This window comes from Paraburkholderia sp. J8-2, from assembly GCF_905220195.1.
Classification (GTDB): domain Bacteria; phylum Pseudomonadota; class Gammaproteobacteria; order Burkholderiales; family Burkholderiaceae; genus Paraburkholderia.
Genome location: NZ_CAJMZA010000007.1, coordinates 110,172 through 133,297, shown reverse-complemented (window position 1 = coordinate 133,297; position 23,126 = coordinate 110,172). Strand labels below are relative to the sequence as shown.

Genomic DNA, 23,126 nt, shown 5'->3' with positions numbered 1-23,126 from the left:
GGCGACCTTGCGGGCACTGGCGTAATGCAGCAGAAAGTCGAGGGTATTCGTGGGCGTGATCGATTCGAACGTAATGTGTCCGCTACTGCCGTCGCCGAGCGATGTCGTGACAGGGGCGCTCACGTTGGCGGCCGACGTGCACGCTACCATCGCGCTCGCGGCAATAGCAGGCGAAACGATTCGACTAGCGCGCCAAAGTGTGCCTTTCCTCATGGCTTTACCGGAACCCCGTAGGCGCTGACAATGCGCGCGTCCTGCCTGTCGTTTCGCGCTCGCACTCGCGCTCCAGAAATGCGGACACCGCAGACGCGTCCATCGGGCGGGAACAATAATATCCCTGAATCAGCGTTGCTCCGAGCGCCGTGACCGTTTGCAGTTCGGCGGCCGTTTCCACACCTTCGACCACGCAGTCGAGCGACATCTGCCGGCTGAGATTGAGCAGCGTGCGCACGACGGTGAATGCCGTCGTGCGTTCCTTCAGACCGCTCACGAACATCCTGTCGATCTTCAGGCGCGTGAGCGGCAGCTTGCACAGGTACGAGAGGCTCGAATAGCCGGTGCCGAAATCGTCGACCGACAAACCACAGCCCAGCGCGCGCAGCACCTTGGCGGCTTTCTGGACCTGCTCGAAGTCCTTGGCCATTGCGGTTTCCGTGATCTCGAAGTCAAGCCGCGCCGGGTCGATGCCGCTGCTGACAATGCACTGCGCCAGTTCTTTCACCGCCGATTCGCTGGCGAAATCATGCGCGGAGAGGTTAAAGGACAAGCCGATACGCGCCGGCCATTGTTTCGCGCAGGCGAGGGCCTTGGCGAACAGCGCGAGGGTCAAGCCGTTGATGACCCCGTTGCGTTCCGCGGCAGGAATGAATTCGCCGGGCGGGACCGTGCCGAGCAAGGCGCTTTGCCAGCGCGCAAGCGCTTCGAAGCCGACAGTGCGCTGGCGCTCGAGCGAGAAGATCGGCTGGAAGGCGAGGTGAAGTTCGCCGGCGAGATCGGGGGAGCGCAGCGCCTGGGCGATCTGCGACTCGCGGATGATCGCGTTGCGATGGGTCTCCGAAAAGATCGTCACCGAGCCGCGCGAGCGGCGTTTGCCTTCGTAAAGCGCGTAGTCCGCTGTTTCGAATAGATCGGCCTTGTTGCGCGAAATGTGCGGATAGGTCGAGAAACCGATCGTCGCCCCGAGCCGCACGGAGATCTCGCCAACACGCACGGGATCATGAAAGACATCGCAAATGGATCGGCCCAGTTGCGAGAGGCCGGCGTCCGAGCAGTCGCTGGTGACAATGACGCCGAACTCGTCGCCCCCCAGCCTTGCAAGCGTGATCGTGCCGCGCGCCGCTTGCGCGAGGCGCGCCGCGACTTCGGCCAGCACGTGGTCTCCCAGCGAGTGGCCGTGAATGTCGTTGACGGACTTGAAACCGTCGAGATCGACAAGTCCCACCGCGAGCCGGCCACCCGACGCCATGGCGGCATCGAAATGCTTGTCGAGCGAAGCGAAAAAGGCCCGCCGGTTGGGCAGGTTCGTGAGACTGTCGATATTCGCGAGGCGCTTGTTTTCGCCTTGCGTGGCAACGAGGTCGGAGAAGTTCTTGAATTGCGTGAATGCCACGATCAGCATCGCCAGCGATACCAGTGACGTGTCGATGGCAATTGCCTGGAATACGCCATTGCCGGAACTCAGAAACGTGACGACGAGCGCGCCGTTGACAATGGCGGTAACGGTGAAAGCGGCCTTGACGACATTCATCAGACAGAAGATGACGCCGATGACCGTGATGGCCATGTAAAAGGCAACATGAAGCTTGAAGGCCGCGCCGCCATGAGGCAGAAGGGACAGTGACCACGCCGTGAACGAGATGGAGAAGACCCACGCGAGCCTGCCGGAATTGCGCAGGATCGTCACTGCATCGTCCGCGCTCACACGCATCCTCGCGAGGCGCAACCAGGAGAGGACGCGTACGAAACAAAATACCGTGAGCACGAGCGGACAGAACACGCCCTGCCATGCGGGAATCTCGTTCTCGTGAGGCAGCACCATGCCCCACGTGTTGACGACCAGCAGCCCATACATCATGGGAAGCTGATAGATCATCACGCGCAACTGCGCGAGCTTCAATGCTGCGCTGTTTCCGGCGACAGTGCGCCGAATCGTTCCCCAATACTGGGCCACAACGTTGAACATGGTCTTGCGAGTCGATGTCGTCCCGTTGCAGCCGCCGGGAACGAAATGTAATACCTCCGTTTACGACCGCCCGCATGATTTCTGGAGGAAACGCGCGTGCTTTTCATTGTCGTGTGCGCGGCCCCATTTTTCGTCAGGCTTTCAACGCGCCTGTTCGTGTCTTTCGTTTCTGCAGCGAAGCGACGACCTCGTCGACCATAGGGTGATGACGGTGCGTGTTCCACAGCAGCGCGGCTGTGACCACTGAGATTTTTTCCTTCAATGGCCGCACGACCACATTGCCGGGTGCGAGCTTGCGCATTGACGCTGGCACGAGCGCCACGCCCTGACCACAGCCGACATAGGCAATTTGCGAAGTGACGGTGCGCACCTCGTGGGTGACGTGCGGCGTCAGGCCATGCGAGCGGCAAACCGAAGTCAGGAAGTCGAAGTACACCGGGCTGACCTGCCGCGACGACATCACCAGTTGTTCGCCGGCCAGCGACTGCAGCCGCACGCGGGGCAGGGCCGCCAGAGGATGGTCCTTCGGCAGCGCCACGGCCAGGCGGTCCTCGGCCAGCGGCATGGTGGCGATGCCGCTGCCTACCTCGCCGTCGATGCGCACGAAGGCGAGATCGAGTTCGCCGGCTTCGAGCATGGGTATGGCGTCGACGCTATCGATCTCCTTCACGAGCACGGTCAGTTGCGGGTGAGCGCGTTTGAGCGCATCCAGCACGGGTGGCACCGTTTCGAGCATGGCGGACGTGATCGCCCCGACATGCAGCACGCCCGACTGACCGGCGGCGACTTCGCGCACGACCCGCGCGAGCCGCTCGACCTGGCCGGCGAATTGCCGAACGGCAGGCAGTATCGCGGCGCCCGCCGGGCTCAGTTGCGTGCCCTGCCGGGACCGGTAGAACAGTTCCAGCTTGAGCGATTGCTCGAGCACCTTGATCTGCTCGGTAAGCGGCGGCTGCGACATGTTCAGCCGCTGGGCGGCGCGCCCGAAATGCTGTTCCTCTGCAACCGCGAGAAACATCCATAGCTGCCGTATCAGCCTGAAGTCGATCGTAGTGTTCATGGTGCACGCATTTTCCGGTGGTCAATTGCTGTTCCGGAAATCGTATCACCGAGATACGAAGTGCGAAATTTACATATCAGCCGCGCGGCGCGAGGATGGGCGGACTTTTCAACGGAGCCGAGTGTGATGACTACGCCTTCCTTCCTCGATCGACTCGCGTCGCTGGACACCAACACGGTGTCCGACGCGCTCGACTTTCTCGGCCTGCCCGGCGCGACTTACGGCCTGCGCCCGCTTTGGGACTGCCCGAAGATCGTTGGCCGCGCGAGCACCATCTTGCTCGGGCCCAAGCAAGACGCTGAACCCGGGGTGCACCTCATCTCTCCCGTTGTCGATGCGGTCACGACGAGCGATCGCGTGCTGGTGATCGCGGGCGGCGTGGAGGGCATTTCGTGCTGGGGCGACATTCTCGCCAATGCCGCCACGGCGAAGCAGATACGCGGCTCGGTCATCGACGGCGTGAGCCGCGATATCGACGGCAGCGAGGCGATTGGCTACCCCGTATACGGCCGTGGCGTCACGATGATCAGCGCGCGCAATCGCGTGGTGCAGGTCGAGTCGGGCAAGCCGGTGCAAATGGCGGGAATCACCGTGCATGAAAACGACTATGTGATCGCCGATCGATGCGGCACGGTGTTCGTTCCCGAAGGCGAGATCGAAGCGGTGCTGGAGCTTGGCGAGCGGATCGCGCGCCGCCAGGACGGCATGGTGGCGGCGGTGCGCGCCGGGCGTCCGGTTGCGGACGTCATGCACGACAAGGCGTTCGAGGCGATTGCGGTCCGATGAGCGAGAAAGTCACAGTATTGAACCGCTTCCTCGCGGCCGCGAAGCCTTCGGCCACATACAAGGTCATGGACCGTGTGGCCGCACGGCGCGCGAGTGGCGCAACGGTCATTTCGCTCAGCGCGGGCGAGCCCGATTTCGACACGCCCCCGCACGTTTGCGAAGCCGGTATCGCCGCGATTCGGGCGGGCCATACGCGCTATACGCAAGTCGCAGGGTTGCGGGCCTTGCGTGAAGCGATCGCGGGAAAATTTCAGCGCGAAAACCGGCTCGACGTGAACTGGCGCGACACGCTCGTATGCAGCGGCGGCAAGCAGGTGATCTTCAACGCACTCGCGGCGACGCTCAATGAGGATGACGAAGTCATCGTGCCTGCACCGTATTGGGTCAGTTACCCCGAGATCGTGCAGTTGTGCGGCGCGAAATCCGTGATCGTGCCATGTGGCGCGCAAAGCGGCTTCAAGCTGACCGCCGACGCGCTGCACGCCGCGATTACGCCGCGTACGCGCTGGCTGATTCTGAATTCGCCATCCAATCCGACCGGCGCGATTTATCGTCGTGCCGAACTGCAGCAGCTTGCGCAAGTGCTGCTGGCCCACCCGCAGGTGCTGGTTCTTTCCGACGACATTTACGAGCATTTGATTTTCGATGGCCTCGAATTTTCCACGCTTGCGCAGGTCGAGCCCCGCATGCGCGAGCGCGTGCTGACGATGAACGGCGTCTCGAAGGCCTATGCGATGACGGGCTGGCGCATTGGCTTTTGTACCGGACCGCGATGGCTGGTCGACGCAATGGAAAAGCTGCAGGGCCAGCAAACTTCCGGGGCGTCGAGCATTTCGCAGCATGCCGCGCTGGCGGCGCTGAGCGGGCCGCAGGATTTCATCGAGCAGGCGCGCAGGGTATTTCAGCGCCGACGCGATCTCGTGGTCGATCAACTGAATCAGGCGCCGGGGCTGCGCTGCGCGGCGCCGCAAGGCGCGTTCTACGCATTCGCCTCATGCGAAGGCCTGATCGGTAAAACGACGCGAGGAGGGGCATATCTCAAGGATGACGAAGCAGTGGCCAACGCGCTGCTCGACGAAACCGGCGTAGCAACGGTGCATGGCAGCGCGTTCGGACTTGGGCCCTATATCCGTATCGCCTATGCACTGGATGACGTGTCTCTGCGGCATGCTTGCACCGCAATCCAGAACTTCTGCCACACACTTGGGGAGTGACGATGCTTCAAGAATTTACCCGCTCGGCGTTTTCGTTCGATGTAGACGGCAAGGCGATCGCGCTTTCCGCCATTCACCGTGAAGGCGACAAAGCGCCGATCGTGTTCCTTCACGGGTTCGGGTCCACGAAAGAGGATTACGCCGATATCGTGCGTTACGCCGAATTCGCGGGGCACCCGTTCATCGCGTATGACGCGCCGGGCTGCGGCGAAACGCAGTGTGCCGATCTCTCGAAAGTCGGCATACCGTTTCTCGTCGATACCGCACTCGCCGCGCTCGGACGCGTTGGCTTTGACCGCTTCCATCTGGTCGGTCACTCCATGGGCGGACTGACCGCGCTCATGCTCGCGCACCGGCACCCGGAGCGCGTGCTCAGCTTCGTGGATATCGAAGGCAATATCGCGCCCGAGGACTGCTTTCTCAGCAGGCAGATCGTGGACTATCCACACACGGACGCCGAGCGCTTCTTCAGCGATTTCATCGAGCGCACGCGCCACGCACCGGCCTATGCCAGTGCGCTCTATGCCGCGAGTTTGCGCTGCAAGGTCAGGGCCGAGGCGGTGGGGTCGATATTCCGCTCGATGGTCGAACTCTCCGACAACGGCGACTTGATGCGCAAATTCCTCGCTCTGCCGTTCCCGCGTATGTTTATGTATGGGCAGCAGAACGCGTCGCTTTCGTACCTCGATCACATTCGCGAGCAGGGTGTGGCCTTGGCCGAAATTGCGAATTGCGGGCACTTCCCCATGTATTCGAATCCGGTCGCGATGTGGCGGGCCATTGCGGGGTTTCAGCAGCGCGCATAGTGCGGGCGCAAACGTTTGGCGTCCTCATCTAAGTGGGCGAAGGGTTGCGTACGTTTTTTAATTCGAAGGGGAGTCCACTGCGCCAGCCTAAAGTTCGTCTGGCCGTTGCCGAAATACCAGTCATGGCGCGCAAACATCCAGACTATCCCGACAAACTGCCCATCTGGGCCGAGGCGCGCGCGCTCGAGGCGAGCATTCGCGCCATTCGCCGCGCGCAAGGCAAGAAGAACCCCGAGGATTTCCCGGCAGGGAGCCCGGAGTGCACGGCTGCCATGGAAGAATTCGTGCGCGATGTCTGCCGCGTTCTCGAGATCGATATCGACACGCTCGGCAAGGCCTCCGGCGGCGTTTAACGCTCGCCACCCCGTTAGCCAGACTGGGCGGCCGTTCCTGGCCCGCACACGCAGGAATGCGGTTTGCGCACGCCGTAGCGACTGGTGACGAGTTGACGAGGTGGCGCGTGAATACGACTCTTACGCTCGCGTTGTCGTCATGTCTTGGCCTGGCGTTGCTCGCAACCCAACCGGCATATGGCGCAGATCCCACTCCCAGTCCTGATGCCGCGCCGCCGTGCGGCAGGCTCGTGGGGACGAACGCGGCGGGGGGCTTCGCCTTGCGCAGCGGCGAGCCAGTTGATTTCGTTTCCGCAGGACAGGCCACGCACGGCACGCTGCTCGTGTTCAGCGACGGCCCGGTATTTCGTGCCTATTGGCAGCCACAAGGCAGCGAAGAAAAATACGCACTCGCGAACGCGGGTCCAGACAGTGTGCGCCTCGTTTCAACGCCGCCACAGGGCACGCCGACCCCTGGCGCCCAGCCCGGTGTTGCCGCGCAGCCATTGCAAGTGCTTTCGTGTCCGAAGCTTTAATTCGGCTTTAATCGCGCTTTCGGCTTCGCGTTTGGCTCCGCATTTGTCTCCGCGTTTGGCTCCGCATTTGGCTCATTTCCCACCATGTGAACCGTCCTTTCGTATCGCGCCGCGAGCGACTAGTCTGTATCGATACCAAACCGACCGGCCCGTGACTGGCGCACCGCGCCGCACCGCGGGCCTCGAAGGAGACACCTATGGAGCTTGAAGCCCGGACCATGGCGCGCGTGACCGCGAGGCTCGTGCCGTTCCTGATCGTTTGCTATTTCGTGGCGTATCTCGATCGGGTCAACGTCGGCTTTGCTGCACTGCAGATGAACAAGGCGCTCGATCTTTCGGCGAGTGCGTTCGGCTTTGGGGCAGGGATCTTCTTCATTGCCTATTTCTTTTTCGAGGTGCCTTCGAACCTGCTGCTCGAGCGCTTTGGCGCAAGGCGCTGGATCGCGCGCATCATGTTCACGTGGGGCATCATCGCGGGGGCGATGGCGTTTATCCCTGATATCGCCCGCATCACCGGCATGTCGAACGCGCATGTTTTCTATGGACTGCGTATCTTGCTGGGCATCGCCGAGGCGGGCTTCTTCCCGGGCATCATCTTCTTGCTCACGCTCTGGTTTCCCGCCAAATATCGCGCGCGTGTGGTGAGCTATTTCATGGCGGCGATTCCCTTGTCGACGGTCATTGGCGGCCCCGTGTCCGGCACGCTGCTTTCGCTGGACGGAAAAGGAGGGCTCGCAGGCTGGCAATGGGTCTATTTGATCGAGGCGATACCCGCGCTCGTGCTCGCCGTGGCCGTGCTGTACTACCTGACCGACAAGCCCGCCGACGCCGGCTGGCTAGCCGACGACGAGCGCCGCTGGCTCGTCGAGCGCCAGGCGCAGGAGCGCCGTCATCGCGAGAAGGTGCGCACGTTCGGCGTGCTGGAGGCGCTGATCAATCCGCGCGTGCTGGCCGTGGCGCTGATCTATTTCGGTGCGAACGCAACCAATTACGGCCTGAGCTTCTTCCTGCCGCAGATCGTCAAGGCGTTCGGGCTCACGAATGTGCAAACCGGCTTCGTCACTGCGCTGCCGTACGCGGTAGGCGTCGTTTCGATGGTGCTATGGGGCCGGCATTCCGACCGCCGCATGGAGCGCAAGCGTCATGTGGCGTTTGCGCTGGCTGTTGCAGCCGCGGGTATTGCGGCTTCGGCAGGGCTCGACAATCCGGTGCTCAAAATGCTGGCGCTCTCCATTGCGGGCTTTGGCATTTTCGGTTGCCTGCCGGTGATCTGGACGCTGCCGGCCGCGTTCCTTTCCGGCGCGGCAGCGGCTGGCGGTATCGCCGCCGTCAACTCGCTCGGTAACCTCGCGGGCTTTTTCGGTCCCTATGCAATGGGCTGGATCAAGGACAGCACAGGCGGCTTCGGCGCGGGCCTGCTATGTCTTGCGGGAGCCGGACTCGTGGGCGCGGGCGCCGCGCTCGTCCTTCATCACAACCCGGCGCTCGAAACGCTCGACGAATCGGCGCTCAGCGAAACGCCCGGGGAGGGCGGCGTGGTGAGGCCGTGAACGGTGCGTATGCACGCTGTTGGCTCACTTCAAGCGCGCCATCACAAGCGTCGCGACTTTGCGATAGACGCGCTTGACCTGCGCCCATGACAGCGCCAACTCGACGAGCCGTCCGCGCGCATTGAGCACGACAATGCGCGACTCGTGGCGGGTTTCGCGATCCGCCCAACGCACCTTGTAGTCGCCGTGCAGCGGCCGAAAGTCGAAATCGCGGCCATGCGCGTGGGCCCATTGTGCGATGTATTCGATCAGCAGGTTGCCCACTGAAAACACGCTGAACGCCTCGTCATAGGTGGTGATCAAATACTCGACGCTGCGCGCACCGACGAGATTGACCGAGGCCGCCACCGGCTGCCCGTTGACCTGCACATAAGCGACGAGCGGCAGGCGGGCCAGGTCGGTTAGCTTGGCAAGGCCGATGAAGAAATCGCGTACGCGGTCGTCCATCAAATAGGGCGACTCGACGCCGCGCTTGAGCGCCCATTGACGTTTGTTCGCGAATAGCCATCGCAATACGCGTTCGGTGTCCTCGGCGCTTTCACACCACCCAAAACCGACTTCGCCTTCGCGCCGCAACCGTTTTGCGCTCGAGCGCAGCGCGGCGCGCAGCGTTGAGTGCCGCGTGGCGAGGAAGTCGGTCCATGTGGGTGCGGCCCGAAGATGGATCGAATAGCCGGGCATCACGCGCCAGCGCGGCGGCAGCGCGCGCTGCACCCAAGACTGTGGCGCGGCGTCGAGCGCGCGTTGCAGCGTGCTGCCGTTTTCCAGCATCGGAATGTAGAGCACGTCGGCGTGTATTCGCGAGACTGCCTGGACTGCCGCGTCGTAAAGTTCCGCGCGCCGGGTGTCGGCGATCAGCGGGCCGCCGTATTCCTCGCCGCATCCGCAGCCCAGCGTGTGGGCCGCTCGCCACGCGCCTTGGCGCGTGATGGCAACGGGCCATAGCACCAGCAGGTCTCGCGCGTCGTGCACCGTCGCAACTTCGACCTTTGCGCCGCTCTTCAGCGCTGCCGCAACCGCCGCCTCGCAATAGGCAAAGCTGATGAAAGGCGACCAGGCCTCGGCGCCGGATAAAAGCGCCTGCCATTGCGGCTCGAAGGCGCGAAACGCATCGACGGTCTCGCACGTGCGTAACGCGTACCGCAGGGATGCGGCCGGCGACGACTCGTATATCGCCACGGCGGAGGTCGGCACTTGTGTCTCCTGAATCGATTCGTCGTGCTGATGACTCAGCTTTCAAAGGACGTGCTGAGCCGGTCTTTCGTTGTAATGCGGCGGTTGCGGTCCGCGAAAATAGCAGCGCGCGCGCCGCTCACGCTCTGCCAGACGACGACGTTCTCGTGGTCTTCGGGGCCGAAGCCGACTTCGCCATGATCGTACGGAAACACGCCAGCGAACCAGCGTTGCAACAGTTGCGATCTGTCGAAGATTTCACTACATACAGGGTTGTCGTAGACGATGAATAGATGCTGGATGGCGCCGCTCGAAAGGCCTGCTTCGAGTTTTTCCAGCAATGATGCCATCAACTCTGGACCGAACGGATTGAACAGAAAGACGACGACTTTTCCTGACGGCACCTGCAAATCGGCGACATTGGCGTGCAATGCGCGAATGGGCGGCCGTTGCGGAAAGCGCCGCGCCATGACGACCGCGTTCGCGTTCGCCGTTCTCACCAGGTCCGCACTGATGTCGTAGCCCAGCGCCAAAGCGAACGGATACTCGGAGGCGACGATCATCGGCCGGCCTTTGCCGCAACCGATGTCCACGAACGTATAGCCGCCAATCTCGCCCAGGGTGTCGAGCGCGCGGCGGATGATGCTCGGTTGCGAGCCCATGTAGGGCCTTAGCTGCCCGGCAAGGCGGGCGTCGCGCTGCAGCGCGTTGGAATCGACCAGACCGCTCGTGTCGGTGCCGTACTGCAGGTCGATGGGATGGCGCCGCAGGCAGCCTGAATACACGGCGCGCAATACCGGCACGCGAATGAAGATGCGGCGTATCGGCGATATGAACATCGCGCGCTGCACGCCGTCGGGCAGCCGGGCCACCGCGTTGAGCAGCGGTTGCTTCAGTGCGCGTCCGAGCGCGAATCGGGGGCCGCCGTGTGTCGTGGTTCGCATGGATTTGCGCGCTGTGAACCTTCTGGAACGAGGTTGCCGATTCATCATGATCGCGCGGCGCGACGTTAAGCCGCCGCCATTCATCGGTTGAATTTCGACAAAAAAAGGCATGATTCCATGGCTCACTGACGAGCCGAGTGGCATAGGTGTCATATGGCCGGCGTAACGTCGTTGGTGAATGGAGAGTCAGATCGCCGTGGGCTATGTGCCCTGATTCGCGCTGCGGGGCGAAAGCGCTTTCAGAAAAACCGCCCTCAATACTCTCCCTGATGTTTCCGCCTTTTTTTCCGTGCCTTAATGTGCGTTCACGCGAGGTTCAGCGCGAGTGAAGCAGCAGCTTCGCAAGGTATCGGTGCAGGTGGGTCTCCAGGCTTTTGTCTGCGCAATACTCAGTCGGAAAAGGCGAAACGATGAACGCGCGAATCGACACCGAAGCACGCCGCAAGCGGTACGCCATGCACCGCCTTGGTCTGGCCATGAAGCGGCTGATGAATGCCGAAGCGGCAACCGAAAAAATGATGGCGACGCGCTGGGTGAATGCCTGGAGCGCTTCCGTGGGCGAGCGATGGTTCGCAGCAAGCCCCTATGGCAGGCTTAATCATGCGGCTTTGATGCGAGCCCCAATAAGGGGTCGCGAAAGCCATATGTAATGCGCTATATCGGGACCGCAGCCGTTAATATGAAACAAAACGCATATTTAATTGACCAATGGGGGCGCGAAACGCTATTGTCATAATTTAGACATTTCCGCGTTTACCTTGGCTCTTGCAGAATACGAAACCGCGCATCCGTTGAATATCGAACTGGATGGCGTGAACTACGCGGGCACATACCGCGTGATGGCTGGAAGCGTCATCGTCTACTTCGAAAACGAAATCAAGTCGGCGCAGCACGGAACGAATCGTCCCGAGATCATTGCACGCTGGGTGTTGACCGACCTTTGCCGTAAAGCCGATCTCCGCAGGCGCAAAGCCGGCAAGCGCTGATTCGAGCATGCGCGTGGCATTGGCATGCTGCCGCGCAAGCGTTCAGTGCGCATTCTTGCGCATGTTCCGAAGGTCCTCCCGAACGCGCCGCGAGACGAGCACGGTCAGATAATCCATCACGCGTGCGCCGTCACTGAACTCCGCCCACGTTTGCTCATACATCTGCGCGACGATTTCCAGCGGCGTTTGCGTTTCGGTCGCGATCGCCTTCACGATCTCTTCTGCAGCTTCCTGTTTCATCAACGCCTCCCTGGCGCAAAGGCGCCTGGCGTGAGAACACTCGTGCACTGACGTGGAAGTTATTGCACGGCAACCGCTTTATTTGCGACGTCGTCGCTTTTATCTCCGTGCCATTGCGCGCGGATTTTTGCCACGACTACCGCGGGCAGCGGAATATAGTCCAGCGCCTGGATCGTCGGCGCGCCGTGCGTGAACGCCCAATCGAAGAACTTCAACGTTTCGGCGCTACGCGCCGCATGGTCCGGCGTTGCCTGCAGCAGCACATAGGTCGCGCCCATTACGGGCCATGCGTCCTTACCCGGCTGATTGGTCAGCACCTGAAAGAGCGAGCTCGACCAGTCCGCATTCGCAGCAGCCGCGCTGAATGTCTGGACGCCCGGCTCCACGACCGTGCCCGCCGCGTTGGTCATGGCCGTGTAGGTCAGATGATTCTGCTTCGTAAAGTCCCAGGCGATATAGCCTATCGCCCCGGGCAGATAGCCGACGAACGTGGCAACGCCCTCATTGCCCTTGCCGCCTATTCCCAGGGGCCAGTGAACGCTGGTGCCTTCGCCAACCTTGTGTTTCCATTCGGGGCTCACCTGCGAGAGATAGTGCGTCCAGATCAGCGTCGTGCCCGAACCATCCAGGCGCCGTACGACAGCGATTGGCGTGTCGGGCATCTTCAGATTCGGATTGAGCCGCGCAATCGCCGGGTCGTCCCAATACAGGATCTTGCCGAGAAAGATCTGGCCCAGCACCTCGCCGGTCAGCATCAACTGCCCGGCCTTGATGCCTGGAAGATTCACGACGGGAACCACGCCGCCGATCGCGGTGGGAAACTGCCGCAATCCTTCCTTGCTCAATTCCTCGCTCGTGAGCGGGGCGTCGGAACCGGCGAAGTCGACCGTGTGCGCGACGATCTGCTTGAGGCCGTCTGTCGAGCCAGTGCTGTGATAGATCACCTTGCCGCCACCGGACTTCTGGTAGTCGGTAGCCCAGTGGGTGTAGAGGGGGGCGGCGAGCGTGCTGCCGCAGCCAGTCACATCTTGCGCGCGGCACGTCAGCGCACAAACACCGCAAATGAGCGCGGCAATCAGGGGGCGCAATGGTCTCACTAGCCTCTCCCGTTATTCATGTTCTGCGGGGCTTCGCGGATGTCTGATCGCGTCCGCGTAGAGTCAATTACAGGATGATGACAGGCAGGATTCAAATTGAATCCTGCTATCGTGCCGCGGTTTTTGACGAAGCGTTGCACGCGCGATTCGCTAGATGATGAGGATAACAAACTATGTGATCTACGCTGAAGCCTGGCTGAAGAGACCGGTTTCCGCAGAGGAAATCGCATGGGCGAAGCGGAAACACTGCAACGAATCTTTCACAATATTTCGCTACGGTAAGCGGGATTGACCCCGAGTTCGTCTTGACAAAATGCTTGTAATTCCTTTCGGAGACGCTACAGATGGCCATCCATACCCTTCGCTCAGCCTTGTGCGGCGCCTGCTTTGCCGCACGTCCTTCGCGTCTTGCCATTGCCGCTGCCTTGGTCTGTACCAGTGCAGGAGCCGCCGCAGCCACGCAAAATACGGACGCGTTTTTCGGTGGTTCGGGCTTGCTCGTCGTGAGCCGCAGTGTGTACGACAATGTGTCGAGCAACGTCACCGCCGGTATGACGCTGCCGCCCAGTTGCAATAGCGCGCAGGCGAGCTGCCCCACGGGCGGCGCGCCGAGTGACGGCACCTACCCGGCAGTCTGGAACAACGTGCTTTACGATCCGAGCTTTGGTATCACGTCGCGCATTTTCCTCGACACCATCACGCCGGGAGGCCAGGTCGTCCGCACGCTGGAAGTGCCCAACAGCCTGCATCCGGGCCATGATCACGACCAGCTCGTGACGAGCTTCAGCTCAAAGTCCGAACTCGCGCTCAACCTCTCGAGCGACGGCCGCTACCTGACTTTCATGGGCTACGTTGCGCCGGTCAACGCGATCGACGTATCGAACTCGAATACGCCTGGCGCGATCGACCCGACGAATCCGGACGGTCAGGTGTTCTATCGCGCCGTGGCGCGGCTCGATGCCGAAGGGCACTTTTCCTTCACGGAGACTAATGCCTACAGCGGCAACAACGGCCGCAGCGCGCTGCTCAACAACGGCAACGGCAATGGCGAAGGCAACGGCTTTTACTACACGGTGGGCAATGCAGGCAACGGCGCGAATCCGCAGCCGGCAGGCGTGATTCTTGGCGCGGGTTCGCAGTTCATCGAAGCGACGCACCAGCACGAAGCGCAGCAAACGCCTGGCACGCCCACGCCGCTCGCGAGTTTTTCGGTCACGCAGCTCGGTGCGAAGGCCGACAAGGTCGGCAAGGACGACAACTACCGCGGCCTTACCGTCTTCAACAACGTGGTGTACTTCACGAAGGGCAGCGGCAGCAACGGCGTGAACACGGTGTACTTCGTCGACACCACGGGCAAGGCGTGTCCCACGAGCGGGGTAGGCGTGCCGGTGGCGGGCGCGAAACTGCCCACCAACCCGCTCGCGTACGACGCGTCCACGTTGACGACCAGCGGCTTGCCGAGCAATGTATGCGTGCTCGCGGGCTTCCCGGCCACGCCGAACAAGTCGGCAACGACGCTTTCGTACCCCTTCGGGCTGTGGTTCGCCGACGCGAATACGCTTTATGTCGCCGACGAGGGCGACGGCTATGCGGGTGGCACGGACCTGTACACGCATGCGGCGCAGCAGACCACTGCGGGCCTGCAAAAATGGGTGTACAACGCGGGCACGAAATCGTGGAAGCTCGCATACACGCTCCAGAACGGCCTGAACCTGGGTACGTCGTACACCGTGGCAGGCTATCCGGTCGGCACGAACAGCGCGACCAACCTGCCGTGGTCGCCCGCCACCGACGGCTTGCGTAACATCACGGGCCACGTCGAGCAGGACGGCACGGTCACGATCTGGGCCATCACCTCGACGGTGAGCGGCAACGGCGACCAGGGCGCGGACCCGAATCGCCTCGTCGCCGTGCGCGACGTGCTGCGCAACAGCACGGCGACAAGTGCTGCGAACGAGCGCTTCGTGACGCTGCGCAATGCGGGCTTCGGCGAAGTGCTGCGTGGCGTGTCGCTGGCGCCGGGCGGCCCGTTCGGCAAGTGGTTCTGATCGCCGCGTAGTCAAGCGGGAACGGCCAGGCGTGTACGGCGGCTGGCCGTTTTTTTCATCGCGGCGTGCGTATTATTGGCGGTTGAATTTCGCAACGAGCGGGCCGAGCACGTCTGGTAATGCGGTCGTGCCGAAACGCCGCTCGCTGCGGCTCGCTTCCACATCGATGCGGCCGGTGTTGTAGACGTCGTAAAGGTCGGTGATGAGCCGCGCGTGATTCTCGCTGAGTCCGGCCTTGAGCAGCATAGGCGTCCACGATTCGCGCGGCAGCGCATGAGGCGTGATCGTGCGACCGCCCGCTTCGCTGAGTGCCGCCGCGATGTCGTTAACACTGATTCTCTGCGGTCCCTCGATGCTCACAATTCGCGCCGTGTCCGACTGCTGCGAATCGAGCAGCAACTCGGCGCTCGCTGCGCCGACGTCCTGTGCGGCCACCGAGGGAAAGCGGTGCTCCAAAGGCAGATGGAGGCTTGGCAGCGTACCGCTGGCAAGCGCGCCGGGAATGAACGCCGCCCAGTTCTGCATATGTTCCGCTGAGCGCAGCAGCGTGAGTTGCGTTGCAACGGGCTTCAGCCGCTTTTCCAGGTAGTGATACAGCCGCGTAATACCCGTATTCAACGGCAGTTCCGCACCATAGTCGGAAATGGCGAGTAGCGCGGCGGGCGGATTTTCGCGCAAGGCGTCGGTGGCGACGTCGATCATCGCGCGCATGGTTGTTTCGGGATCCGTATCACCGGATGGAACGGGGCATAACAACTGCACGGCATGTGCGCCCTTGATCGCGGCCGCGACCGAGTGCGGGTCGGTGAGATCGGCGAGCGCGATTTCGCAGCCCAGCGCCGCGAGACTCTCACCCTGGCGTGCTTGGCGCACCACGGCGCGTACCGGCTTGCCCGCACGGCGCAACGCGGCAGCGGTGACGCGCCCGGCCTTTCCCGATGCTCCAAAAATCACGAACATAATCGCTTTCTCCTGGTTTGCGAGGTCTGCGTCATCGTAGGAAAACCAACGCACTGTGGCGCGCAGGAAAGGATGGCGTTGCGCAGAAACGGATGATTGAATACGTCCGCCATTGCACGGTGCGCGAGCGTTGCCGTAATCCAGTAAACTGGCCGCGAACATCACACGATTTCCCGCACGGCTTGAGCGTCGAAAAGGAATGTCATGAGCGCAGTGACTGCAGATTCGAACCAGCGGGCGGGAGCCAGCATCAGCCTGCGTTCGAGCGTTGGGTTGGGCTGGCATGGCGGCGGTGCCGAACTGCTGCGTGTGAGTGCGGGGCAGCATCGCCTTCCCGCGATGACGTATCACCGCGTCGGCATCCATATCGGCACGCCGGTGCGTGCGAGATGTGCGTGCGACGGCCGCCGGCAATCGCGGCTCCAGGCGCACGGCGACGCCGATGTGGTGCCGGCCGGGGTTGAAGGCGAATGGACGGACGATGGCGATTGCACGATTCTGCGCGTATGGTTCGACGACCGTTTCGTGAGATCGATTGCGCAGCAGATGGAGAACCCGTGGGGGCAGCGCGAGATCCGGCCGCATCTCCAGTTGCGCGATCCACGTATCAATGCGCTGGCGGGAGCGCTGCTGGCCGAGATCGAAGCGGGCACCGCTTGCGACCCGCTGTTCGCCGAGAGCATTTCCACCGCAATGGTCGTACGGCTGCTCAGTGGCGCGGATGCACCTCAAGGCCGGGCCGCCGTGCTGGCGGCACATAAAGCGGCGCGCGTGACCGATTACATCGAGAGCCATCTCGATCAGCGCCTCACGCTCGGCGAACTTGCCGCGCTAGTCGACTTGAGCGTGCCGCATTTCAAGGCGCTGTTTCGCGAGACGCTGGGCATGCCGGTGCATCAATATGTCGTGCGGCGGCGCGTGGAGCGGGCGAGGGCGCTCCTTATCGAAGGCAAACTCAGCCTGAGCCAGGTGGCGCTCGAAGCGGGGTTTGCGCATCAAAGCCATATGGCGCACTGGATGACGCGGCTTCTCGGCGTCACGCCGCGCGCGTTCGCGAAGGGGCGCGTGACTGGTTGGTTCGCGAAAGCGGCGAAATCATGAAGCGTTGAATCGCCGCTGCTGCGCCTGTTAGCGCTTGACGTCGACTACGAGCCGCCCGCGCACACGCCCGGCGAGCAGTTCGCTTGCGGCCGGAATGGCTTCGGCCAGACCGATTTCATGCGTAATCGTATCGAGCTGCTTGAGGTCGAGCGTTTCTCCCAACGCATGCCACGCTTGCCGCCGCTCCGCGAACGGACGCGTCACACTATTGATGCCGAGCAGGCTCACGCCGCGCAGAATGAATGGCGCGACCGTGGCCGGGAAATCCATGCCTTGTGCAAGGCCGCAAGCGGCCACTGCGCCGTCTGCGCGCAAGCTCGCGCACACGTTCGCCAGCGTGTGGCCGCCCACCGAATCGATCGCGGCCGCCCAGCGTTCTTTTTGCAGCGGGCGGCCCGGCTCCGATAGCGAGGCACGGTCGATGATTTCGACGGCGCCGAGCTGTTTCAAATACTCCGCCTCTTGCGGCCTGCCGGTCGAGGCCGCCACGCGATAGCCTCGGCGCGTGAGCATCGCAATGGCAAAGCTGCCTACGCCGCCGCTCGCGCCGGTGACGAGCACCTCACCATGCGAGGGTGTGATGCCGTGCCGTTCGAGCGCGAGAATACACAGCATGGCCGTGTATCCGGCCGTGCCGACTGCCATCGTTTGGCGCGGCGTGAACCCCGGCGGAAGCGGAATGAGCCAATCGCCCTTAACGCGCGCCTTTTGCGCGAGCCCGCCCCAGTGCTGTTCGCCAACGCCCCAGCCGTTGAGCACGACCGCGTCGCCCACCGCATAGGCAGGGTTGGCGCTGTGCGCGACCGTGCCGGCGAAATCGATGCCCGGAACCATGGGAAAGCTGCGCACGACCGGGCCTTTGCCGGTGATCGCGAGGCCATCCTTGTAGTTCAGTGTGCTGTAGCCGACATCGACGAGCACGTCGCCTTCCGGCAAACGTGCGTCGTCTAGCTCGGCAATGCGTGCCTCATACGATCCGGATTCCTTATCAATGAGAATGACCTTGAACATGATGCGTCCTGCTCCTGAAACGGTGAATGGTTGGCGTTGTCTCGGCTCACGCGCGAGGCAAGCCGGCGATGAAGCCTTTGAAGAAGGTGTCGAGGGGAGCCGCGCTGCGCACGAGTCGCGCTCTCAGCACGGCGCCTTCCCAGCCAATCCAGAAGAAAGCGGCGAGGGAAGTCAGGTCGATTCGCTTCGCGAGCACCCCTTCGCGCTGGGCCTCGCGCAGGCACGCCACGATACGCGCCTGCCAGCCCTGCAGAATGCGTTCGAGCGTTTCGCGAAAGTCGTCGGGCAGGATGTCCACCTCCACGCCGAGATTGCCGACGAGGCAGCCGCGCGTGTAGTGGTGGCGGGCCATGCCTTTGCTGGCGTCTTCGACAAAGGCGCCAAGGCGCTCCAAAGCGGGGCGCGTGTCGTCCTGCAGCCAGCGGTCGAGCTTCGCGCAGAAATACGTGTCGTACGCGCTCATCAATTCGCGCCCGAACGCTTCCTTGCTCTCGAAGTAATGGTAGAACGAGCCCTTGGGAATGTTCACGCGCTTGAGTACGGCGTCCAGCCCCGTGGCCGCGAAGCTCTGTTCGGTCAGCATTTCCATGCCCGCGCGAATGAGCGTTGCGCGTGTGTCGGCATGCGCGCGCGGGTCTTTCGGCGGCCTGCCGCGGCGCGGTTTGTCGATGGTCGGTTCCATGCCGACGATATTAGACCGATCGTCTATAAAATTCAAGCGCGGTCGTGCTGGCTCGCTAGTGGGCCAGTGCTTCGAGTTCTCCGCGCAGCACGCCCCACAACGTGCGGGCGGCCAACAGGAGCAGCAGCGGCGTGACCGTTGCGAGCAAGAAGATCGCGATGCCATGCGTGACGGGGCCCGGCGCATGGTCGGCGTAGCGTTCGGCGCAACTCACGGAGCCCGCAAGCGGAAAACTCACGGCCCACCACGAGAGCCGGAAAGGGCAGGTTATCGCGATGTAACGCAAGCGGCCCACGAGCACGGTGAGCAGGAACAGCGTGAGCATGTAGAGCGCGTCGGCGAAGCGATCGACTTCGCCCGTCACGGTGACATAGGCCGAGAAGCCCACGGCGAACGGCGCGAGCAGAATGAGGAGCGTCGGCTGCAGATTGTGGGGCATCGGCTCTTCGAACATCAGGCGCGAAAAGATGAGCGTGAAGAGCGGCACAGCGAAAAAGAGGCCTACCGCGAGCGCGAGCAGCAGGACGCCATTCACCCCCGTGATCTGAATGGCCGGCGTGGCGAGTGGAATGTCGATGAGCCCGACGACCGGCACGATCCACGCGGGCGTGGCGTGCGACGGCTGCTGACGCTGACTGAGCCAGCGCGTGATGACGAACCACGCAAATACGATCATGCCGATTGTGCCGACGATCCACACCGCGCGCGCGAATGGCACGCTCAAGTCGGCAAGCGGGATGGGTAGCAGAAGCAGGCTGATGAACACGGTCCCAAAGAGATTGCCGGCAATGGGGTGGTTGAATTCGGCCTTTACGGCATGGGGGCCGGTGACCCATTTGACGGCGTAGCCAAAGCCGATCAACAAGAACGCCAGCAACGCAAGCACGCCGAAGGCCTGGGCGACCCACAGCGGCATGCCATACACGCGGTGCGCGAGCCGCCATGCGGAAGAGAGCCCGGCGAGCCCCATGACCGAACCGAACAGCGCAACGGGCAGGTAGCCGAGTCGTCCGGTCTGCGTGCTCGCCTGCGGACTGCCAAACGAGGTCGGCGTTTCGATGCTATCGCTCATGCGTGGCTCCTGGCCGTTCGAAAAACGCACCGCAGGATGTTTCTAAATGTTTGTCGTGCGAAGTATGGGTGGCTATTTCGCGCCACACGCGATCATAGCGGCCTGATGCAAATGCAAGCGCCAGGGCGCGCGACTCAAAGCCGCTCGATCAGCCGCTTTTCGCTGTGCGCGCAATAGTCGTGACACGCCGCACGCGCGGCGTTCGCCGCGCCGTGCACGAATAGCGGCGCGTCGGTGCGCCGCGACATCGAGACGACGATCGAAGGCGGCGATGGCTGCAGCGGCAATTCGACCACCTCGCCGCGTGCAATGAGATCGTCGACGAAGAGGCGCGGAATGGCGGCGACACCGAAGCCGTCGCGCACGAGCTGCACGATCACCGAGATCGAGGGCGACCCGGTAATGCGTGTGTCGGAGATGTTCACCCCGTTCGCGAGCGCGAGCTTGCTCACGATGTCTTCGAGTGCGCGATGCGGCGCCGTTCCGCGGCCGAAGGTCAGGATTGGATGCTGTAGCACGCGCCGCGCGAGCGAGCTGCGCGAGGGCGGAAAGAGGCCCGCGCGTGCGATCCAGTGCACGGGGTAGTTGGCGAGCGCGTCGCACACCACCGAGGCCTCGTCGCTGCCCTCCACGCGAATGATGAGGTCGAGCTCGCCCGCCATGAGACGCCGCTGCAACACGACGCTCACATCCACAGCAAGCTCCACTTCGAGTTGCGGATAGTCCTGGCTGAGCCGGCGCATGTAATCGGCGAGCCAGCTATGCACCACCGTTTCGATCACGCCGAGGCGCAGCTTGCCTCGCATGGTGCCTTCGGTGGACGCTGCGGCCTGCAACTGGCGCGTCGCCTCGACCACCGCTTTCGCGTAGCCGAGCAGATGTTCGCCATTGGGCGTGAGGCGGAATTCGCGGCTCTCGCGATCGACGAGCACGGTGTGCAGTTCGTCTTCGAGCGCCTTGAGACGCTGCGAAATGGCGGCGGGCGTGGCGTGCAGCGCCGTGGCCGTGGTGCGAAAGCTGCGCAGCTTCGCGAGCGTGACGAAGGTTTCGAGGAATCGCGTATTCATGGCGCGCGTGGGCGAGAGTAACGATGAAACCTCGGGAAAACCCGCGATTCCGTTAAGAAATTCTATTCGTCCGACTGAAGAAAAACTAGTTGGCGTCAATATTTTGTCTTTTCTATGCTTCGGCCTAATCCAGTCACGCCAGTCACGCCCCGAAGCCATGACCCCATACGAATTCCGGCTTGCTGTACGCACACGCGACTTTCGCGGCCCCACGGCCGGACATTGCGGCGAGTACGCGCAGGCCAATCTTGCGATCCTGCCCGAGCCGTACGCGCACGACTTTCTGCGCTTTTGTCATGCGAATCCGAAGGCGTGTCCGTTGCTTGGCGTGGGCGCGCCCGGCGATTTCCGTGTGCCGGTGCTCGGCCGCGATATCGATATCCGCACCGACGTGCCGGCGTACAACGTGTATCGCCATGGCGAACTGAGCGAACGCGTGGATTCGCTCGAAGCGCTCTGGCAGGACGATTTCGTCGTGTTCGCCATTGGCTGCTCGTTCTCGTTCGAGCACATGCTCGCGCTCGAAGGCATTCCTTTGCGTCACGTGGAAGAGGGCCGCAATGTGCCGATGTACCGCACGCGCCGCGCAAACCAGCGCGCGGGCGTGTTCGGCGGCGATCTCGTTGTCTCGATGCGCCCGATGCGCGGCGCCGACGCCATACGCGCGGTGCAGATCACGAGCCGCTTTCCAGGCGTGCACGGCGCGCCGGTGCATATCGGCGATGCGGCGGAGCTGGGCATTGCGGACCTCACGCGGCCCGAGTTCGGCGACGCGGTCACGATCCGCGCGGGCGAACTGCCGGTGTACTGGGCCTGCGGCGTGACGCCGCAAACGGCGTTGATGGACGCGAAGCTGCCGCTCGCGATTGCGCACGCGCCGGGCCACATGCTCATGACCGACATCACCAACGCATCGCTAGCGGTGTTCTGAGCCAGCCGCGCCCGTATTCATCAGCACGTCTATCAAAAGGAGCAACAGATGGACAGCAAGACACTCGCGTCGCCTGCCGCTGACTCGGCGCTATCCTCGGCGCAGGAGCGTTCCTGGTACGCGCACGCTTCGCCGCAGGCGCGTCAGGCGTTCTGGAGCTGCAAGGTCGGCTACATGCTCGACGGCATGGATACGCAAATGCTCTCGTTCGTGATTCCCACGCTGGTCGCGAGTTGGGGCATCAGCCTTGGCAATGCGGGCTTCATCGGCACGCTCACGCTGCTTTCGTCGGCGCTTGGCGGCTGGCTCGCGGGCATCCTCTCCGACCGCATTGGCCGCGTGCGCACGCTGCAGCTCACGGTGCTATGGTTCGCGGTCTTCACGGGCCTGTGCGGCCTCGCGCAGAACTACGGGCAGTTGCTGGCCGCGCGTGCGTTGATGGGCTTCGGTTTTGGCGGCGAATGGACCGCGGGCGCCGTGCTGATCGGCGAGGTGATCCGCGCGAAGGATCGAGGCAAGGCCGTGGGCCTCGTGCAAGCGGGCTGGGCGCTCGGCTGGGGGCTCGCCGCGCTGCTCTATGCGGTCCTGTTCTCGGTTTTGCCGGCCGAACTGGCGTGGCGCTCGCTATTCCTCGTGGGTCTCGTTCCGGCGCTGCTCGTGCTCGTGATTCGCCGGTATGTGAAGGAACCCGAAGTATTCCGGAGCGCCAAGGCGGCACAGGCCGAAGCGGGCGACGCGCCGCGCTTCACGGAAATCTTCGCACCGAAGCTGCGCTGGACCACCTTGCGCGCGGCGCTGCTCGCAACGGGGGCGCAAGGCGGCTATTACGCCATCACCACCTGGCTGCCCACGTTTCTCAAGACCGAGCGCCATCTCACGGTGATGGGCACGGGCGGCTATCTCGCGATGATCATCGCAGGGTCATACGTGGGGTATCTCTCGAGCGCCTGGCTCACCGACCGGATCGGCCGCAAGCCGAACTTCATCCTCTTTGCGGCGGGCTCAATGGTCATTGCGTTCGCCTACACCTCGCTGCCGCTCACGAATGCCTCGATGCTGTGGCTCGGCTTTCCACTCGGCTTCTTCGCGTCGGGCATTTTCTCGGGCATGGGCGCGTTTCTCACCGAACTCTTTCCCACGCGCGTGCGGGGCTCGGGGCAGGGCTTCTGTTACAACGTGGGCCGTGCAATCGGCGCGCTGTTTCCGTTTCTGATCGGCGCCCTCGCCAAGCAGTTCGGTCTTGGCCCGAGCATCGGCATCTTCGCGATCGCGGCCTATGGCGTACTGATCGTGGCCGCGCTCACGCTGCCTGAAACGCGTGGGCGTGAGCTTGAATCGGCGTGACGAC

Annotated in this window: 23 protein-coding genes; 12 read left to right on the top strand and 11 right to left on the bottom strand. The window is 62.9% G+C overall.

From position 1 onward, the window contains the following. Positions 1-217: 217 nt before the first annotated feature. Both U5A52_RS18115 and U5A52_RS18110 read right to left on the bottom strand, forming a co-directional pair. Positions 218-2,182: a putative bifunctional diguanylate cyclase/phosphodiesterase gene (locus tag U5A52_RS18115; protein WP_321935685.1), complete on the bottom strand. Its 1,965-nt coding sequence runs from the start codon at positions 2,180-2,182 to the stop codon at positions 218-220. 133 nt (positions 2,183-2,315) lie between these two features. Beyond that, positions 2,316-3,242 (bottom strand): LysR substrate-binding domain-containing protein, encoded by a 927-nt coding sequence (locus U5A52_RS18110; protein ID WP_321910678.1) that lies wholly within the window; start codon positions 3,240-3,242, stop codon positions 2,316-2,318. A gap of 126 nt (positions 3,243-3,368) precedes the next feature. Between U5A52_RS18110 and U5A52_RS18105 the strand changes: the two genes are divergently transcribed. The 6 genes from U5A52_RS18105 to U5A52_RS18080 all read left to right on the top strand — a co-directional run bounded on the left by U5A52_RS18105 (position 3,369) and on the right by U5A52_RS18080 (position 8,466). Further along, on the top strand, positions 3,369-4,028 hold the full coding sequence (locus U5A52_RS18105) for an RraA family protein (protein WP_321910680.1): 660 nt from the start codon (positions 3,369-3,371) through the stop codon (positions 4,026-4,028). Then, complete coding sequence (locus U5A52_RS18100) at positions 4,025-5,242, top strand: pyridoxal phosphate-dependent aminotransferase (protein ID WP_321935684.1); 1,218 nt, start codon at positions 4,025-4,027, stop codon at positions 5,240-5,242. Before U5A52_RS18105 ends, U5A52_RS18100 begins: the two co-directional genes overlap by 4 nt. 2 nt (positions 5,243-5,244) lie before the next feature. After that, the gene (locus U5A52_RS18095) at positions 5,245-6,048 is read left to right on the top strand and encodes an alpha/beta hydrolase (protein WP_321935682.1); all 804 of its coding nucleotides are present in this window, start codon (positions 5,245-5,247) and stop codon (positions 6,046-6,048) included. A gap of 122 nt (positions 6,049-6,170) precedes the next feature. Then, positions 6,171-6,401: a hypothetical protein gene (locus U5A52_RS18090; protein WP_321910686.1), complete on the top strand. Its 231-nt coding sequence runs from the start codon at positions 6,171-6,173 to the stop codon at positions 6,399-6,401. 107 nt (positions 6,402-6,508) lie between these two features. Next, on the top strand, positions 6,509-6,916 hold the full coding sequence (locus tag U5A52_RS18085; RefSeq protein WP_321910687.1) for a hypothetical protein: 408 nt from the start codon (positions 6,509-6,511) through the stop codon (positions 6,914-6,916). Positions 6,917-7,113: 197 nt separating this feature from the next. Continuing rightward, positions 7,114-8,466 carry an MFS transporter gene (locus U5A52_RS18080; RefSeq protein ID WP_321910689.1) on the top strand — a complete coding sequence of 451 codons (1,353 nt, stop codon included), beginning with the start codon at positions 7,114-7,116 and terminating at the stop codon, positions 8,464-8,466. A 24-nt stretch (positions 8,467-8,490) separates the two neighbouring features. Here U5A52_RS18080 and U5A52_RS18075 read toward each other — a convergent pair whose 3' ends face one another. Then, positions 8,491-9,660: a GNAT family N-acetyltransferase gene (locus tag U5A52_RS18075; protein WP_321935681.1), complete on the bottom strand. Its 1,170-nt coding sequence runs from the start codon at positions 9,658-9,660 to the stop codon at positions 8,491-8,493. Positions 9,661-9,695: 35 nt separating this feature from the next. Continuing rightward, positions 9,696-10,583: a class I SAM-dependent methyltransferase gene (locus U5A52_RS18070; RefSeq protein WP_321910691.1), complete on the bottom strand. Its 888-nt coding sequence runs from the start codon at positions 10,581-10,583 to the stop codon at positions 9,696-9,698. A gap of 410 nt (positions 10,584-10,993) precedes the next feature. On the opposite strand from U5A52_RS18070, the gene U5A52_RS18065 reads away from it, so the two are divergent. Further along, a complete protein-coding gene (locus tag U5A52_RS18065; RefSeq protein ID WP_321935680.1) occupies positions 10,994-11,233 on the top strand; it encodes a hypothetical protein in 240 nt (79 codons plus the stop codon). Between the two features lie 51 nt (positions 11,234-11,284). Then, the gene (locus tag U5A52_RS18060; protein WP_321910694.1) at positions 11,285-11,569 is read left to right on the top strand and encodes a hypothetical protein; all 285 of its coding nucleotides are present in this window, start codon (positions 11,285-11,287) and stop codon (positions 11,567-11,569) included. Positions 11,570-11,611: 42 nt separating this feature from the next. Here U5A52_RS18060 and U5A52_RS18055 read toward each other — a convergent pair whose 3' ends face one another. Both U5A52_RS18055 and pstS read right to left on the bottom strand, forming a co-directional pair. Beyond that, a complete protein-coding gene (locus U5A52_RS18055; RefSeq protein WP_321910696.1) occupies positions 11,612-11,809 on the bottom strand; it encodes a DUF3562 domain-containing protein in 198 nt (65 codons plus the stop codon). Positions 11,810-11,868: 59 nt separating this feature from the next. Next, a complete protein-coding gene (gene pstS / locus U5A52_RS18050) occupies positions 11,869-12,906 on the bottom strand; it encodes a phosphate ABC transporter substrate-binding protein PstS (protein WP_415764858.1) in 1,038 nt (345 codons plus the stop codon). A gap of 344 nt (positions 12,907-13,250) precedes the next feature. Between pstS and U5A52_RS18045 the strand changes: the two genes are divergently transcribed. Further along, the gene (locus U5A52_RS18045) at positions 13,251-14,954 is read left to right on the top strand and encodes a hypothetical protein (RefSeq protein ID WP_321935679.1); all 1,704 of its coding nucleotides are present in this window, start codon (positions 13,251-13,253) and stop codon (positions 14,952-14,954) included. 72 nt (positions 14,955-15,026) lie between these two features. On the opposite strand, the gene U5A52_RS18040 is transcribed toward U5A52_RS18045, so the two are convergent. Beyond that, positions 15,027-15,914, bottom strand: a complete 888-nt coding sequence (locus tag U5A52_RS18040; protein WP_321935819.1) for an NAD(P)H-binding protein — start codon at positions 15,912-15,914, stop codon at positions 15,027-15,029. A 204-nt stretch (positions 15,915-16,118) separates the two neighbouring features. On the opposite strand from U5A52_RS18040, the gene U5A52_RS18035 reads away from it, so the two are divergent. Then, the gene (locus tag U5A52_RS18035; RefSeq protein ID WP_321935678.1) at positions 16,119-17,015 is read left to right on the top strand and encodes an AraC family transcriptional regulator; all 897 of its coding nucleotides are present in this window, start codon (positions 16,119-16,121) and stop codon (positions 17,013-17,015) included. A 27-nt stretch (positions 17,016-17,042) separates the two neighbouring features. Here U5A52_RS18035 and U5A52_RS18030 read toward each other — a convergent pair whose 3' ends face one another. The 4 genes from U5A52_RS18030 to U5A52_RS18015 all read right to left on the bottom strand — a co-directional run bounded on the left by U5A52_RS18030 (position 17,043) and on the right by U5A52_RS18015 (position 20,847). Next, entirely contained in the window at positions 17,043-18,026 is a 984-nt protein-coding gene (locus tag U5A52_RS18030; RefSeq protein WP_321935677.1) for an MDR family oxidoreductase, read from the bottom strand. A 46-nt stretch (positions 18,027-18,072) separates the two neighbouring features. Then, positions 18,073-18,708 carry a TetR/AcrR family transcriptional regulator gene (locus U5A52_RS18025; RefSeq protein ID WP_321910708.1) on the bottom strand — a complete coding sequence of 212 codons (636 nt, stop codon included), beginning with the start codon at positions 18,706-18,708 and terminating at the stop codon, positions 18,073-18,075. A gap of 55 nt (positions 18,709-18,763) precedes the next feature. Then, a complete protein-coding gene (locus U5A52_RS18020; protein WP_321935676.1) occupies positions 18,764-19,780 on the bottom strand; it encodes an SLAC1 anion channel family protein in 1,017 nt (338 codons plus the stop codon). Between the two features lie 134 nt (positions 19,781-19,914). After that, the gene (locus tag U5A52_RS18015; protein WP_321910714.1) at positions 19,915-20,847 is read right to left on the bottom strand and encodes a LysR family transcriptional regulator; all 933 of its coding nucleotides are present in this window, start codon (positions 20,845-20,847) and stop codon (positions 19,915-19,917) included. A gap of 127 nt (positions 20,848-20,974) precedes the next feature. On the opposite strand from U5A52_RS18015, the gene U5A52_RS18010 reads away from it, so the two are divergent. Continuing rightward, on the top strand, positions 20,975-21,778 hold the full coding sequence (locus tag U5A52_RS18010; protein ID WP_321935818.1) for a putative hydro-lyase: 804 nt from the start codon (positions 20,975-20,977) through the stop codon (positions 21,776-21,778). Positions 21,779-21,826: 48 nt separating this feature from the next. Continuing rightward, positions 21,827-23,122, top strand: coding sequence for an MFS transporter (locus U5A52_RS18005; RefSeq protein WP_321910719.1), 1,296 nt, complete (start codon positions 21,827-21,829; stop codon positions 23,120-23,122). Positions 23,123-23,126: the final 4 nt, after the last annotated feature.